Here is a 13,302-nt window from a genome sequence, read left to right as displayed (position 1 = left end):
GGCGGAAGTCTGCGCGGCCATCAACTATGCGTAGCGCCGCCAAGCTGCCACCTGCCGCCATGCGCTTGTAAGATGCTTCGCTCTCGCCATGGGACGTATATCCGGGCTGTTATCGCTGCCGTTGCGCGAGATAGAACCCCGCCAGCACTGTGATCAATCCCGCCGCCTGCAAGCCGGTTGGCGGCTCGCCGAGCACAAGCCAGCCGATCAGCAGCGTCAGCGCTGGCACGATCGCAGGAACGACCGCGGCACGCGCGACGCCGAGGATCTGGATCGACGCCGCGAACAGATAGAGCGCCCCGGGGCCGGCAAGGATCCCCTGCGCCAGCGCCTGCAGCGCGTTCTCTGGCCAGCCGATCGCTGCCAGCCTGGCGAGCCCGCCGGTCGCCAAATAGATCGGCAGCAGCGCGAGCGACAGCACGTTGATGACGGCGGCCGCGGAGAACGGAGAGACACGCCAGAAGCGCAGCAGCGTGCCGAAGCCCGCGAACATCAGTCCGGTCAGCACGAAGATCAAGTCACCGAGCACGCCGCTCGCCCCGATATGGCTGATCGAGTCGGCCCCGATCACCACGAGGCCGCCGATGATGACGAGTGCGCCGATCAGGCGCGACGGCGAGATGCGTTCCTTGAGGAACACTGCTGCCAGCAACAGGCCGCCGAGCGTCGCGCAGGACGGCTGGATGACGCTGCCGTGCCCCAGCGGCACGAACAGGAAGCCGGAGTAGCTGATGATGGCCATCACGGGCCCGCCCAGCACCATCAGCGCCAGTCCCCGGCCCCATCCGATGCCGCAGAGATTGCCGAACCCGGCGCGCAGCACCACCGGCAGGAACGCGAGGCCCGACCACAGGAAGCGGTGCATCAGGAGGTCGGCGGGCGTGAAGCCGACCTTCAGGGCGTGCCGCGTCGCCACGAAACCGAGCGCCCAGAACAGCGCCGCGCCAAGGCCGCAGGCGACCCCGAGCAGGGCCGGCTTGGTCTCCGATGTCTGGGCTGGGATCGCGGCGCCGGCCGGCTTGGTCATGACGGACGCTTACGTCAGCGCCCGGCACCGATCAACCCACGGGCATGCAGGGCTCGCAGGGCGTATGAGCAGGCCGCAATCCGCCGTTCACTCGCAGGGGTCGGTGGGTTACGGTACGCCACGAACCGAAGGGGTCACCATGAACGGCAGCAGATATTACGGCGTTCGCGTCGAGGGCGCGAAATATGGCGTGGGGTTCGGCTCGGCGCTGGCGATCGCGATTTCCTACACCAAGAACCACTCGATCCTGTGGGCGATCATCCACGGTATCCTGAGCTGGATCTACGTGATCTATGCCGCACTGTTCGGCTGACGCAGCCGCCGCATGACCGTCATCTCCATCCAGTCGCAAGTCGCGTGGGGCCATGTCGGCAACAGCGCCGCCGTGTTCCCGATGCAGGCGCACGGCATCAACGTAACAGCGGTGCCGACCACGCTGCTCAGCAACCGGCCGGGCTACGAGACCATCCGTGGCCGGGTGCTCGATGTGCAACTGGTCGCCGACCTCTTGCGCGGAATCGAGGAGCGCGGCGCGGTCGACGGCGCGAAGGTGATCCTGTCGGGCTATCTCGGCTCGGCCGACATCGGCGCTGAAGTGGCCGAGTTCGTCGCCCGCGCCAAGGCGACTAATCCAGCCCTGCTCTATTGCTGCGATCCCGTGCTCGGCGATCGCGACGGCGGCCTGTTCGTGCGACCGGACATCCCGCCGCTGGTGCGCGACGGGCTGTGCCCGCTCGCCGACATCATCACTCCCAATCATTTCGAGCTCGAATGGCTCTGCGGTACGCCGGCCACGACGATCGATGGTGTGATCGCGCAGGCCCGCACGCTGATCGCGCGCGGTCCGTCGACGGTCATCGTCACCAGCGCCGAGCTCGCCGGCACGCCTGACGACGCGATCGAGACGCTCGCGATCGAACGCACCAAGGCCTGGCGCGTGCGCACGCCAAGACTGCCGATCAGCCCGAACGGCACCGGCGATCTCTTCGCCGCGCTGTTCGTCTCAGCACGTGTTCGGGGATCGGAGACACCAGATGCGCTCAGCCACGCCGCGTCAGCCGTCTTCGCGGTGCTGGAGCGCACCGCGCTGAGGGGGACCGAGGAAATGCGCATTGTCGAAAGCGCCGCGGAATTGGTTCATCCGACGCGCCGCTTCGAGGCAGAGGCCATCACCGCAGCTCAACATCAGGGACAAACGTCATGATCGACATTACTACTCTGCTCACCTACGCCGCGGTCGTGCTCGGCCTGTTCCTGATCCCCGGCCCGGCCGTGCTGCTGGTGCTCGCGCGCTCCGTGACCGGCGGGCCGCGCGTTGGCGTCGCGACCGGGTTCGGCATTGCGCTTGGCGATCTCGTCCACACCGCGATGGCGACATTCGGCCTGTCGGCCGTGCTGATGACCTCGGCGTTGGCGTTCTCAATCGTAAAGTATGCCGGCGTGGCCTATTTGATAGTGCTTGGCATCCGCGCGCTGTTCGCGAAGAGCGACGACCTGTCGCTTCCCGCCGCGCAGCCGGTTGATGCGCGGCGCGCGTTCCGCCAGGCGATCTTGGCGGAGATGCTCAATCCGAAGACCGCCCTGTTCTTCCTGGCCTTCCTGCCGCAGTTCGTCCACCCCGGTCACGGCTCCGCGGTCGTGCAGTTCGCAACGCTCGGCCTGATCTTCGTCGCGATGAGCGCCGCCTACACCTCGCTGCTGGCGCTGGCGGCCGGCCAGATCAGCCCCTGGATCAGGCGGAATCGAAGCATCGGGCGATGGCAGGGCCGCGTGGTCGGCACGATCTACATCGCGCTCGGCGTCCGCCTCGCCTTTCAGGAGCGGTGAGGATGTCTCCCCTGAAACCACTCGCCGCCTACGACGATTTCGCCCGGCTCGATATTCGCATCGGCAAGGTCGTCGACGTGCAGCCGTTTCCGCGCGCGCGCAATCCGTCCTGGAAGGTCGGCGTCGATGTCGGCGCTGACAGGATCATGTGGTCCAGTGCGCAGATCACCAATTACGAGCCGGCGGCGCTGCTCGGCTCGCTGGTCGTCTGCGTCTGCAATTTTGGTCCGAAGAATATCGCGGGTTTCACCTCGGAACTCCTGATCCTCGGTGCGAAGAATGCAGAGGGACAGGTGATCGTGCTCGGCCCGCGCAGCGAGGTTGCGATCGGTGAGGCGATTTTCTGACGTCACGGTGTCATCACGGCCAGTTGATTCAAATGTGCTGTATTCCCCGTAGTTTACCGATGGGGTATCACCCGGATTCTCGGCAAGGCTGCGCGCTGCTATCTCAAGCGCGAGAATCGCCACATGGGAATCAGAACATGACCGCCCTCTATTTCCACTGCTCCGACGACGAACACGTCCTGGTGGACCGGACCGGCGCTGCCATGAACCTTTCGGAAGCGCGCGAGCATGCCGAGCGGCTGGTGCGCACTTACGTCATGATCCCGAGCGCGGAAGATTGGCGCAACTGGATCCTGCATGTCACCGACGATCTCGGCGACGAAGTTTTCGAGCTGCCGTTTGCGGCCGTGCTCGGCCAGCTGCACTAAGGCGCAGACATGACGCCGCTGCGCCGCCGCTTGAATGCACTGCTCGCGCTGATCGAAAGCGTCTGCAATCCCTACCGGCCCGAGCGGCATTACATGCGCGGCCCCGGCCCGAAATGGCGCGCCAGGCACGCACTGGGCAAGGCGGATTAACGCTTGGCGTGCAGCGAATCTCCGGTGAACTACGGACACGCTGCGCATTCACGCATCACACACGACCCGCTGCACATCGATTTTGCGCCGATCGCCCGATGATTGTGCGCGATGTGCCTTAGGGAACCGTCGACTCAGTGTTACCCTGTGCTGCATACCGAAAGTAAGGGACCTTCGGCGGAGAATTTCGGAATGCCGTACTACAAATTCGATCTCGTGGTGGGACAAGAGTTCCGCAATCAGGGGACCATCATCCTCGAAGACATCAGCGTCGCCTCCGATCGCGCCGATCAGCTGGCCGACGAGCTGTCGCAGGTGAAGCCCGAGCTGAAGGCGCGCGGCTGCGCGGTGCGCGTCACCGATGCCGACAACAGGGAACTCTATCGCACGCCGCTCGATCCAGCACCGCGCTGGAGCAAATTGCCCGAGCGCGCCTAGGCCTTCCGGCTGAGGCCGCCTCAATCGGCTGTCTTGATTTCGCTGCGCGCGGTGTCCGGGTTCGCCAGGCCCGGCAGGAAGCTGAAATTCGCCTTGGTCTTCTTGTCGACCAGCGTCGCGAAGTTGTGGCAACCGACGCACGTGCCCGGACCCGGCAGCTTGCTGTCGCTGCCGGTGTAGTTCTGGATGTAGGTTTCCAGCGTGAGGTTCGAGAGCATGCCCGGCACCGCAGCGGCCGGCATCGGATTTGGCGGCGTGGGGGGCTCGACAGTGCCACCCCATTGCGTGCCGATCAGCATATAGTTCTGGAATACGCTCTTGAGCGAGCCGAGCGCCATCCGCCATTGCTCGTTCAGCACTGTCGTCGTTGGATAGATTTGCCAGCAGCGCACCACCTGCGGCATCGCCGATGCCGGCGTCGTTCCGCCGCGCGCGTAGGGCTTGGCCGAATTCCAGGGAAACTTCGTCTTCGCACCGCTTGGCCCCTGAGGCCCGATGTTGGTGCCCTGACCGGCTTGCGGAGAGGCATAGAACGAATAGTGCGCGCCTGGGGCTGTTGCGGCTGGTCCACAGCTCGGCTGGTTGATCCAGTCCGTTGCCTTGTTGGTACCGCAGCCGTTCGCAACATTGCAGGGCGATGCGGCCTGCGGCGCGTTGTCGACATGCTCGAAGGTGGCCCAGATCCATTGCGGCAGCAGCGCCGGGTTCTTCGGATCCTTCGGATTGCGCTGCAGGATGTGCATGCCCACCAGCGCGACCTTCTCGCTGCGGCAGAACGGGCGGCCGTTGCCGACGAGATCTCCGGAGACCGCGAGCAAGATATTCTGCGTCAGAAACTTCGATGGATCGTCGCCGCTGGCAATGTCGAGAATGCGCCAGGCCGCCTTGATCTCGATCGATCCGTTCTTGCCATCGGGAATCGTGCCCGACGAGGTGAACTCGGCGCCCTGCGGGTGGTTCTTGATAAAGGCAAGCTGGCCCTTCCGCGTGGTCAGCGTTTCCGCATGCAATCCGCCGGGAGCGCGCAGGTAGTCCGCCTCGATCTCATTGACGCGCCGTTCGAACAGCGTCCAGTTGCCGTTGACGTCGATCAGCGGCAGCTTGGTCGAAGCCTGCAGATACTCTTCGTTGTTCGGCGCCGGCGTGCCCTTGCCGTCCGAGCCGATATAGAAGGTCGGCAGCGCAATCTGTTGGGCGCAGGGCGCCCTGACCTTGGAGTTGCCGAACAGCGCGCTGACCTTGCGATAGGTCTGCCAGACCCGCGGGCCGGGCTGCGTCAGCCCCTGCGCCGCCGGCTTCAAGGTCGCGTCCGCCGCCCAATTGAGCGCCACAAACATCTGCCAGGCCATATTGTCGAACGGCGTCTGCACGTCCTCGGATACATTCCCCGGCAGCTTGCCGAACAGGCCATCGTAGCCGAGGGTCAGCCCCAATCGCGAATCCGGACCGATATAGCCGGGGATATTCGAACACAGCGTGCCGGTCCCGTCCGCGCAGAACACCGCCTGCGGCTGATATTGCGGCTTTGTCTGCGCGAATGGCCGCAGCGGTGCCGCCACGATCGCCACTGCGATCAACAGCGGCAGCAGGATTGCAGACAGCAAGGTTTTCATGCGAGCCCCCGAACAGGCCCGACCGCATGCATTCAGGCATCAAGAGCGAGACGCGCGGCCGAGACCAACACCGCCGATCAGCAGCAATTGAGTTGCGTTAAAAATAAAAAACTACTTCAGGTTTTCTACCATCGTTCCACGCGCTTCACAACCGCTATGGGATAATTCTATTTATGATTGAATTGTCTTCGAGACGATTCGCGAAGACAACGAATCGCCCGGCGCCTAACATCATTGACGCGCGACCGTTGCCCCTATCCGAGGGCACCACTTGGCCCCTCGCCGCTCGCCCGCAGTGCCGTCAGCCCCTCCCGATAATTCGGGTAGCGCAGCACAACACCGAGCTCGCGCTTGATCAGCCCGTTGCGAACGCGCTTGTTCTCGCCATAGAAGCTCCGTCCCATCGGCGTGAGGTCGGCTTGCTCGAACGGAATCTCGGGTGGCGGAGCAACGCCGCTGAGCTGCGCGGCGAAGCCGACGACATCCTGGGGCGGCGCGGGCTCGTCGTCGCTGACATTGTAGATGGCGCCGGCGCGCGGGCGCTTCAGCGAGGCCTCGATCACGGCGGCAATGTCCGCGACATGGATGCGGTTGAAGACCTGGCCTGGCTTGACGATCCGACGCGCGGTGCGCGCTGCCAATTGCACGAGCTGGTTACGGCCGGGGCCATAGATTCCGGCCAGTCGAAACAGATGCACGGCCTTGCCGTGCGCCGCACCGAAGCCGAGCCAGGCCTGCTCTGCCTCCGCCCTGATCCGCGAGCGGCCCTCGCGTGGCGCAACCGGCGTCGTTTCATCGACCCAGCCGCCGGCGTGGTCGCCATAGACGCCGACGGTGGAGAGATAGCCGATCCAGCGCAGCTGCGGCGCCGCGGCGATCGCCTCGCCAACGGCCGCGAGCACACGATCCCCGCCCTGATCCGGCCGGATCGACACCAGGATCGCGTCGCTCGCGATGATCTCATCCGCGATCGCGGGATCCTGCTGCGCGTCCGACAACAGCCTTGTGCGGATGCCGCTCCGAGCCAGCAGGTCGGCCTTTGCTTGCGTCCGCACGGTCGCTGCAATCTCGGTGCCCGATCCGCGCAAGCGCTCGGCGATTGCCTGCGCCGAATAGCCGAAGCCGAAAATCAGAAGCTTCATCGGAATCGCTGATGTCCCGCGGGGCTCACTTCTTCAGGTTCAACCGGCCCATGAAGTCGCGCTTGCCCAGCGGCGCGCCCTTGTGGCGGAGGATGTCGTAGGCCGTGGTCGAGTGGAAGAAGAAGTTTGGCAGCGAAAACGACATCAGGAAGCCTTCCGCCGTGAACGGCATCGACCGTTCGCCGACCTTGAACGTGACGTCGCGGCCGACCAGTGCGTTGACCGTATCAGGCGCCAATGCAGCAAGTTCATTGCGGGCATCCGTCACCAACGCCTGCAGCGCGGCATAGTCGAGGTCCCGTGGGCCCGAGGGTGGCACAAACACGCCGTTCCGCGCGGCCTCGATCGCGCCGCGCGAATGATGCGCGAGCGACATGACCTGGAAGCGGAACGGCAGCATGTCCGGAAACAGCCGCGTTTCGACGATCTCGGCAGGATCGACGCCATTCTCCTTGAAATGCGCAAGACTCTTGTCGAGGAAAGTCGAGACCGCGCCAAGGATCTGTAGATAGTTCGCGACGGTCGCGTCGTAGAGTGAAAAGGCCATGGCGAATTCTCCCAAATGAAATTTGTCTGGTGCCTGTCGCGGGAGAGTTCCCGGAATCTCCGACGAACGCAAGCCGCCACGCTGGAGACATCGCCGGGATGTTTGGTTCCTGCCGCCGGCGCAAATCGACCGTTCCACCTGCCGCGCTGGCGGGCTACACACAGCGGGATCAACCGTCTGCTTCAAACACCGCGACCATGGCGCAAAACATCTATGACGATCCCGGCTTCTTTGCCGGCTACAGCCAGCTACCGCGGCAGGTCCGCGGGCTCGTCGGCGCCCCCGAATGGCCCGCGATCCGTGCCATGTTCCCGGACGTCTCAGGCAAGCGCGTGGTCGATCTCGGCTGCGGCTTCGGCTGGGCGTCGCGCTGGATGCGGGAGCAAGGCGCATCGGCCGTGCTCGGCATCGACCTCTCACAGAACATGATCGCCCGCGCAACTGCCATGACGCGCGATCCGGCAATCAGATACGAGATCGCCGACCTCGAAACGCTCGAACTGCCGCAAGCCTCGTTCGATCTCGCCTACAGCGCCCTCGCATTCCACTACATCAAGGATTTCGATCGCCTGGTGCGCACGCTGTATCGCGCGCTCGCCCCGGGCTCGCTCCTGGTGTTCACCATCGAACATCCCCTCTACATGGCGGCCGCGCATCCGCGTTGGTCGCACGACGAAGACGGCCGCAAGACCTGGCCGGTCAACCGCTACTTCAGCGAAGGCGAACGCCAGACCGATTGGTACGTCAAGGGCGTTCTCAAATATCACCGCACGATCGGCACGACGCTCAACACGCTGATGGCTGCCAGCTTTTCAATCCGTCATGTCGAGGAATTCTCGCCGACCGAGGAGCAGATCGCAGCAGTGCCTGAACTGGCCGAGGAACTCGAGCGCCCGATGATGATGCTGATCTCGGTACAGCGCTAGCGCCTGATCGTCGTCACGCCGCCAGCAGCTTGTCGAATTCCTCCGGCGGGTAGGATTTGCCGTCCTTGTCGGTGATCACGACCTGCCATCCCTCGCTTGCCCAAACCCTCGCCTTGGCGACGATGAGCCAGGTACTCTCCCGCTCGACCCTGACCGTCTCGTTGTCGCGTTCTGCGACCATCTTGTAAGCCAACGCTGCATCCCCTCCAGACGTGCACCCATCCCTGCCGTCTGTTGGCAGCGGCGTTGGGCCGCAATTCGCCAGGAGCGTGACAATTTGGTGGAAGCGTTTGTTCGAGATGCAGCAAAGCGCAACGTGCGGTCGCGCCTGCGCTGTCTTTCTCATCAAGGTGGGCACTTGCCGCCCAAAAGAAAAACCCCGCCTTCTGCTGACAGCGAAGGCGGGGAAAGGTTCATTGGGTAGAAATCCACGCGCCTGTAAAAGGAGAGCGCGGGGAAGTAGCGACGACCATCCTATTTGTGCCGGTCGCGCGGACCAACAGGATTAAAGCGCGCATGATCCGGGACTTTTTCCCGATCGCACCGGCAAAAATCCCGAATCCGGAACTCTTGCCATAGTGTGGTACCGCCGCCTGCAATCGCCTTGTCGGTTACTCGACGACATCAAGCCTGACGTTTGCGACGCCCTTGCCGACCATGCCGAGCGATTGCGCCGCCGAATAGGAGACGTCGACGATCCGCCCGGGCACGTAGGGTCCGCGGTCATTGACGCGCACCGTCACCGAACGGCCGGTCTTGACGTCCGTGACCCGCAGCCTGGTCCCGAATGGCAATGTCGGATGCGCGGCAGTCAGTTCACGGCCGTCGAATTTTTCACCACTCGCGGTCTGCTGCCCCTCACTGTAGAAGCTCGCGAGCCCCTGAGATGCAATCTTGCTGTCATCCGGCTTCTTGCGCGACGCGTAAGGCGTGTGCGTGCGCGCGACCGCGACGCGCGTGCGGGCCGGCGATGCCGCGGTTCGTGTCGGCTCGATCAACGCTGGGCGGCTCGCGAACGCCTGCGAGCGCTGGCTGACAACGGAGGATTGTGCGCAGGCCGCAAGCGAGGCGGCGCCGATCGCGATGGCGAACAGGCGGAGCGCTGTTCGCGCATGAGCTGCAGCGCTGTATGCGCTGTGTTTGACGCCGACGTCCAAAGAAACAGTACCGTCGCGTGACATGTTGCATCCCCAACTCGCGCCCCAGCCCAAGCCGAAAATCCAACGTCCGCCTATCAGCTGAATCCAATCGGGGCGGAACGGAGGCGTGATGCGGCAAGACGCAGTTCGGGCGGTCTGATTTCCGTTCGGGTGTGTTGATTGGGCCACAACCACCACGGGTCATCCGCCTCGCCCTTCCGGGGCCGAAAGATGCCCCCTCGCTCCAAATCGGGTTCCCGAAACACCGCAAGCTCTCCACCCTCTCGCCATGCTTTGGTCAAACCGGACTGGAGTGGTGGGGACAGGGCCAGGGGTCGATACAGGACGTAAACGCGCCGGCCGCCCATTTGCGGTTTGACCTTGGACTGACAACGGGGACCGCCAATGCAATCTACGCTCATGATGAAAGACGCCGATCCGCACGATATTTTCGCGATCGAACCAAATTTCGCGCCGTCACGCACGGAGAGCGCCGCCGCCACGCTCGCACCGGTAAGCACGGGATCGCCCGAGCAGCGCGAGCCGCATTTCGGTCCGAGCATCGCGGCTCCATCGTCTGCGCCGCCGATCGCGTCCGTACCGCCGGTCACGCCCGTGCCACCGGTTGCGCCGATGTATCGCGCCACCGCGGCCGACGACATCCGGCTCGACGATGTCCTGCACGATCGCGCTCCGCCCCGCCCCAACAGATGGGCGATCCGCGGCTTCTGGTTCGTGTTCGCGATCATCAGCGCCATGGGTGCCGCCGCGTGGCAGCATTACGGTGATCGCGCCAAGCAATTGGTCGCGGAGTTGACGCCACAGGTCGCGATGCTGTCATCGCTGATTCCCGGCAAGGCTGCGTCCGCTCCCGAACAGGCCGCGCCAGCGGTGCAAGCAGCGACCGCCGATCAACCGGCGGCAGGCGCAGCGCCGGCGGCTCCCTCACAGGACGTCGCCGTGGCCACGCCTGCGCCGGCCGCAGCAGCGACGTCAATCGCAGCCGTTGCTCCGGCAGCACCGACTGCAGCAGCAGTCGCACCCGATCAAACACTGCAGTCGATGGCGCGCGACCTCGCGTCGATGGGACAGCAGATCGAGCAGCTCAAGGCGAGCATCGCCCAGCTCAAGGCGAGCCAGGATCAATTGTCGCAGCGTGCCGCGAGGACGACCGAAACCAGGGCCATCGAGCAGCGACCCGTCCCGCCGCGCCCGCGCGCAACGGTACCGCCGCCACCGCACGCGGCCGTCGTACCGCCGCCGGTCCGCCGCCCGGTACAGGCATATATCCCGCCGCCGCCACCTCCGGTGCCGACCGGGCGGACGTCAATCGCGCCACTGCCGGCAGTCGCTGCACCGGCGCCGCAGGCTGCTGCACCCTTGCCGCTGCAGTCGCCGCCGCAATCCGCCGTTGTTGAGGCCGACGACGACGGCCCCGTTGTCCGTCCGCCGATGCCGGTGCGCTGACGATGACTTGGACGGCGGACGCGGGAAACCGCAGTCCGCCGACCTGCTGCTGACCGATGGTGGATTGCGCGCTCTGACGACTACGCGCTTTGGCGATTAAGCACTCTGTCCTGGCGGCAGCACGACCACCGTCGCGCCTGGCTTGACCCGCTGATAGAGGTCGATGACATCGGCATTGTTCATGCGGATGCAGCCCGACGAAATCGCCTGCCCGATATATTCGGGCTGGTTGGTGCCGTGGATGCGGTAGAGCGTGTCCTTGTTGCCCTGGTAAAGATAGATGCCGCGCGCGCCGAGCGGATTGGCCGGCCCACCTGCAACGCGGGCCGGATACGGCCCGAGCCGGGCCTGGATGTCGGGCGTCGGAACCCAGTCCGGCCATTCGGCCAGACGTCCGACGGTGGCGACGCCGGAGAAGGCCATCGCCTCCTCCCCGACCGCAACGCCGTAACGGATCGCTTTGCCCTCGGGCAGCACGTAGTAGAGATAGCGTGCGTCGGTATCGACCAGGATCGTACCGGGCTGCTCGCGGCGCCGGTAGTCGACGATGTGACGCTGAAACTGCTCGGGGATGCTCGCCTGCGCGTAAGGCGGATGCGCCAGCAACTGCCGGTCGCGCGCCGTCATGGCGGCGTCCGTCACCGGCGACAATGTCGTCTGCATGCAGCCGCCGAGCGCGAGCGAACCCAACAGCACCACCGCAAGCCCCGACTTCGGCACGATCGTTCTCCCCTGTGTCATCCCGCGGCACATGGTGCCGCAATCGTGCTGAAATCGTGGCAGCACCGCATGGAACACGGCTGTTTGATCGGTTCGGCGCGATGGTGTGTCTCAGGTGTTGCAGTGAGTTCCCGCGAACGGTAGCCTCGCAAAAAAGCGTCGAAAACATTGGGAGGAATTCATGCGTTACGCTCTGGTCATCGCGGGCTTGCTTGTTGCCGCAACGCCGGCCCATGCCGCCGATCCGCGCCTGACCTATGTCACGAATGTTCTGCAGGCGTTTGCCGCCAAGATCGAATGTCCCGGCACCGACGTGGTCTATCAGGACCTCGTCCAGAAGGCGCAGGAGATGCAGCTACCCGACGGCACGACCGAGCAGGTGCGCAAGGCGATCGCTTTCATGCATACCGGCGGCAAAATGGGCGAGAAACAGTCCGACGATCTGATGACAGACGTCGCGATCGCCACCCAGTCCACCGACCTCGACCAGCGCCGCGCCGGCATGACGAGCTGGTGCTCGGACCAGAAGACGCGGCTGGCGGGCTATATCAGGACGAAGGAATAGACGCCCACATCTTTAGTACGGCGGCGCCTTGCGCGCACGCTGCGCCTTGGCAGCCTCGATCCACCACGCAAAATCGTCGGCAAAGCGCGGAAAGGCGCGCTCCAGTGCCTTGCCGCCATCACCGATCGGCTTGCCGTCCTCTGAAAGTGTATGTGCGATCGGACCCGCGGCGATCGTGCTCGAGACCACGACCATGCCCATCTCCGAGAGCGTACCGTGCCAGGCGGTCGCGGCGCGCGCGCCGGCGAAACGGCCCGCCGAATAGCTCGCGATCGCGGCCGGCCGCCAGAACCATTCTTCGAGGAAATGGTCGGTGAGGTTCTTCAAGCCGGGCTGGATGCCCCAATTGTATTCGCCCGTGACGAACAGGAAGCCGTCGGCGTCGCGGATTTTTCCGGCCAGCGTCTCGAGTGCGGCCGGCGCCTGCCCCTTCGGATATTCCTTGTACATCCGGTCGAGCATCGGCAGGCCCACCTCTTTTGCGTCGATCAATTCGGCGTCGTCGCCGCGAGCGCGAAGGCCATCGATGACGAAATGCGCCAGCCGGATGCCCATGCGATCCGAGCGGTAGGAGCCGTAGAGGACGAGAATGCGGTGGGTCATGACGGTCAGACCCTACCACACGGTCGCGACGGCACGGTGGCATTCACAAACCTTAATCGCCCATGCCACCCGTTTTCCGGCCATTAAGCAAATCTCCTGCAACCGGCCCGCCGCGGCCAAAAATCGCCAAATTCATTTCCCGATATGCGCCCTGCTTCGAAGGAGAACCCGACATGCGGATCGCAAGGCTGGTTTTCGCAGGTTCGCTCGCAGCCTTTGCTGCGGTTGCCGCCCCTGCGTTGGCGAAGAGTTCCGACCACCAGAAGGCTGACGACAAATCCACCGCGTCCACCGGCTGCCAAGCCTATCAGCAGGCCGCCGATGGCAGCTGGACACAGCTTCCCTGCGGCGAGATGGGCTCGACCGGTTCGACCCAGCATCGCACCGCGACCAAGGGCGCGGACGAAGACGAGCACTGAGGTC

19 protein-coding genes are annotated in these 13,302 nt (G+C 64.6%); 11 read left to right on the top strand and 8 right to left on the bottom strand.

Features of this window, described 5'->3' with window-relative positions; genetic code table 11:
- Positions 1-109: 109 nt before the first annotated feature.
- Positions 110-1,027 carry a DMT family transporter gene (locus UP09_RS29385; RefSeq protein WP_044541862.1) on the bottom strand — a complete coding sequence of 306 codons (918 nt, stop codon included), beginning with the start codon at positions 1,025-1,027 and terminating at the stop codon, positions 110-112.
- A gap of 139 nt (positions 1,028-1,166) precedes the next feature.
- Between UP09_RS29385 and UP09_RS38235 the strand changes: the two genes are divergently transcribed.
- From UP09_RS38235 to UP09_RS29360, 7 genes are all read left to right on the top strand, one after another.
- A complete protein-coding gene (locus tag UP09_RS38235; RefSeq protein ID WP_197082760.1) occupies positions 1,167-1,340 on the top strand; it encodes a hypothetical protein in 174 nt (57 codons plus the stop codon).
- A gap of 12 nt (positions 1,341-1,352) precedes the next feature.
- Entirely contained in the window at positions 1,353-2,231 is an 879-nt protein-coding gene (pdxY, locus tag UP09_RS29380) for a pyridoxal kinase PdxY (protein WP_044541861.1), read from the top strand.
- On the top strand, positions 2,228-2,854 hold the full coding sequence (locus UP09_RS29375) for a LysE family translocator (protein WP_044541860.1): 627 nt from the start codon (positions 2,228-2,230) through the stop codon (positions 2,852-2,854). The genes pdxY and UP09_RS29375 overlap by 4 nt, the downstream gene beginning before the upstream one ends.
- A gap of 2 nt (positions 2,855-2,856) precedes the next feature.
- Complete coding sequence (locus UP09_RS29370) at positions 2,857-3,201, top strand: tRNA-binding protein (RefSeq protein ID WP_044541859.1); 345 nt, start codon at positions 2,857-2,859, stop codon at positions 3,199-3,201.
- Between the two features lie 137 nt (positions 3,202-3,338).
- On the top strand, positions 3,339-3,569 hold the full coding sequence (locus tag UP09_RS29365; protein ID WP_044541858.1) for a DUF6894 family protein: 231 nt from the start codon (positions 3,339-3,341) through the stop codon (positions 3,567-3,569).
- Between the two features lie 9 nt (positions 3,570-3,578).
- On the top strand, positions 3,579-3,719 hold the full coding sequence (locus UP09_RS38230) for a hypothetical protein (RefSeq protein ID WP_197082759.1): 141 nt from the start codon (positions 3,579-3,581) through the stop codon (positions 3,717-3,719).
- Positions 3,720-3,911: 192 nt separating this feature from the next.
- Positions 3,912-4,157 (top strand): DUF6894 family protein, encoded by a 246-nt coding sequence (locus UP09_RS29360; protein WP_044541857.1) that lies wholly within the window; start codon positions 3,912-3,914, stop codon positions 4,155-4,157.
- A 20-nt stretch (positions 4,158-4,177) separates the two neighbouring features.
- On the opposite strand, the gene UP09_RS29355 is transcribed toward UP09_RS29360, so the two are convergent.
- The 3 genes from UP09_RS29355 to UP09_RS29345 all read right to left on the bottom strand — a co-directional run bounded on the left by UP09_RS29355 (position 4,178) and on the right by UP09_RS29345 (position 7,459).
- Positions 4,178-5,770, bottom strand: a complete 1,593-nt coding sequence (locus UP09_RS29355; protein ID WP_052833248.1) for a hypothetical protein — start codon at positions 5,768-5,770, stop codon at positions 4,178-4,180.
- Positions 5,771-6,024: 254 nt separating this feature from the next.
- Positions 6,025-6,912, bottom strand: coding sequence for an SDR family oxidoreductase (locus UP09_RS29350; RefSeq protein ID WP_044541856.1), 888 nt, complete (start codon positions 6,910-6,912; stop codon positions 6,025-6,027).
- A 25-nt stretch (positions 6,913-6,937) separates the two neighbouring features.
- Positions 6,938-7,459: a DUF1993 domain-containing protein gene (locus UP09_RS29345; protein ID WP_044541855.1), complete on the bottom strand. Its 522-nt coding sequence runs from the start codon at positions 7,457-7,459 to the stop codon at positions 6,938-6,940.
- A 197-nt stretch (positions 7,460-7,656) separates the two neighbouring features.
- On the opposite strand from UP09_RS29345, the gene UP09_RS29340 reads away from it, so the two are divergent.
- Complete coding sequence (locus tag UP09_RS29340) at positions 7,657-8,385, top strand: class I SAM-dependent methyltransferase (RefSeq protein WP_044541854.1); 729 nt, start codon at positions 7,657-7,659, stop codon at positions 8,383-8,385.
- Positions 8,386-8,398: 13 nt separating this feature from the next.
- On the opposite strand, the gene UP09_RS29335 is transcribed toward UP09_RS29340, so the two are convergent.
- Positions 8,399-8,578 (bottom strand): hypothetical protein, encoded by a 180-nt coding sequence (locus UP09_RS29335; protein ID WP_044541853.1) that lies wholly within the window; start codon positions 8,576-8,578, stop codon positions 8,399-8,401.
- 418 nt (positions 8,579-8,996) lie between these two features.
- Positions 8,997-9,566, bottom strand: coding sequence for a septal ring lytic transglycosylase RlpA family protein (locus UP09_RS29330; RefSeq protein WP_052833247.1), 570 nt, complete (start codon positions 9,564-9,566; stop codon positions 8,997-8,999).
- Between the two features lie 363 nt (positions 9,567-9,929).
- Here UP09_RS29330 and UP09_RS29325 point away from each other — a divergent pair, with 363 nt between their 5' ends.
- Positions 9,930-10,991, top strand: coding sequence for a hypothetical protein (locus tag UP09_RS29325; protein ID WP_156164835.1), 1,062 nt, complete (start codon positions 9,930-9,932; stop codon positions 10,989-10,991).
- 96 nt (positions 10,992-11,087) lie between these two features.
- Here UP09_RS29325 and UP09_RS29320 read toward each other — a convergent pair whose 3' ends face one another.
- Positions 11,088-11,711, bottom strand: coding sequence for a L,D-transpeptidase (locus UP09_RS29320; protein ID WP_044541852.1), 624 nt, complete (start codon positions 11,709-11,711; stop codon positions 11,088-11,090).
- Positions 11,712-11,892: 181 nt separating this feature from the next.
- Here UP09_RS29320 and UP09_RS29315 point away from each other — a divergent pair, with 181 nt between their 5' ends.
- On the top strand, positions 11,893-12,276 hold the full coding sequence (locus UP09_RS29315; RefSeq protein ID WP_044541851.1) for a hypothetical protein: 384 nt from the start codon (positions 11,893-11,895) through the stop codon (positions 12,274-12,276).
- 12 nt (positions 12,277-12,288) lie between these two features.
- On the opposite strand, the gene UP09_RS29310 is transcribed toward UP09_RS29315, so the two are convergent.
- Positions 12,289-12,879 (bottom strand): NADPH-dependent FMN reductase, encoded by a 591-nt coding sequence (locus UP09_RS29310; RefSeq protein ID WP_044541850.1) that lies wholly within the window; start codon positions 12,877-12,879, stop codon positions 12,289-12,291.
- Positions 12,880-13,052: 173 nt separating this feature from the next.
- Between UP09_RS29310 and UP09_RS29305 the strand changes: the two genes are divergently transcribed.
- On the top strand, positions 13,053-13,298 hold the full coding sequence (locus UP09_RS29305; RefSeq protein ID WP_044541849.1) for a hypothetical protein: 246 nt from the start codon (positions 13,053-13,055) through the stop codon (positions 13,296-13,298).
- Positions 13,299-13,302 lie beyond the last annotated feature (4 nt).

The organism is Bradyrhizobium sp. LTSP885 (assembly GCF_000938305.1).
Taxonomy (GTDB): domain Bacteria; phylum Pseudomonadota; class Alphaproteobacteria; order Rhizobiales; family Xanthobacteraceae; genus Bradyrhizobium.
Note: the sequence above shows the minus strand (reverse complement) of the source record. Positions and strands in the feature narration are given on the sequence as shown.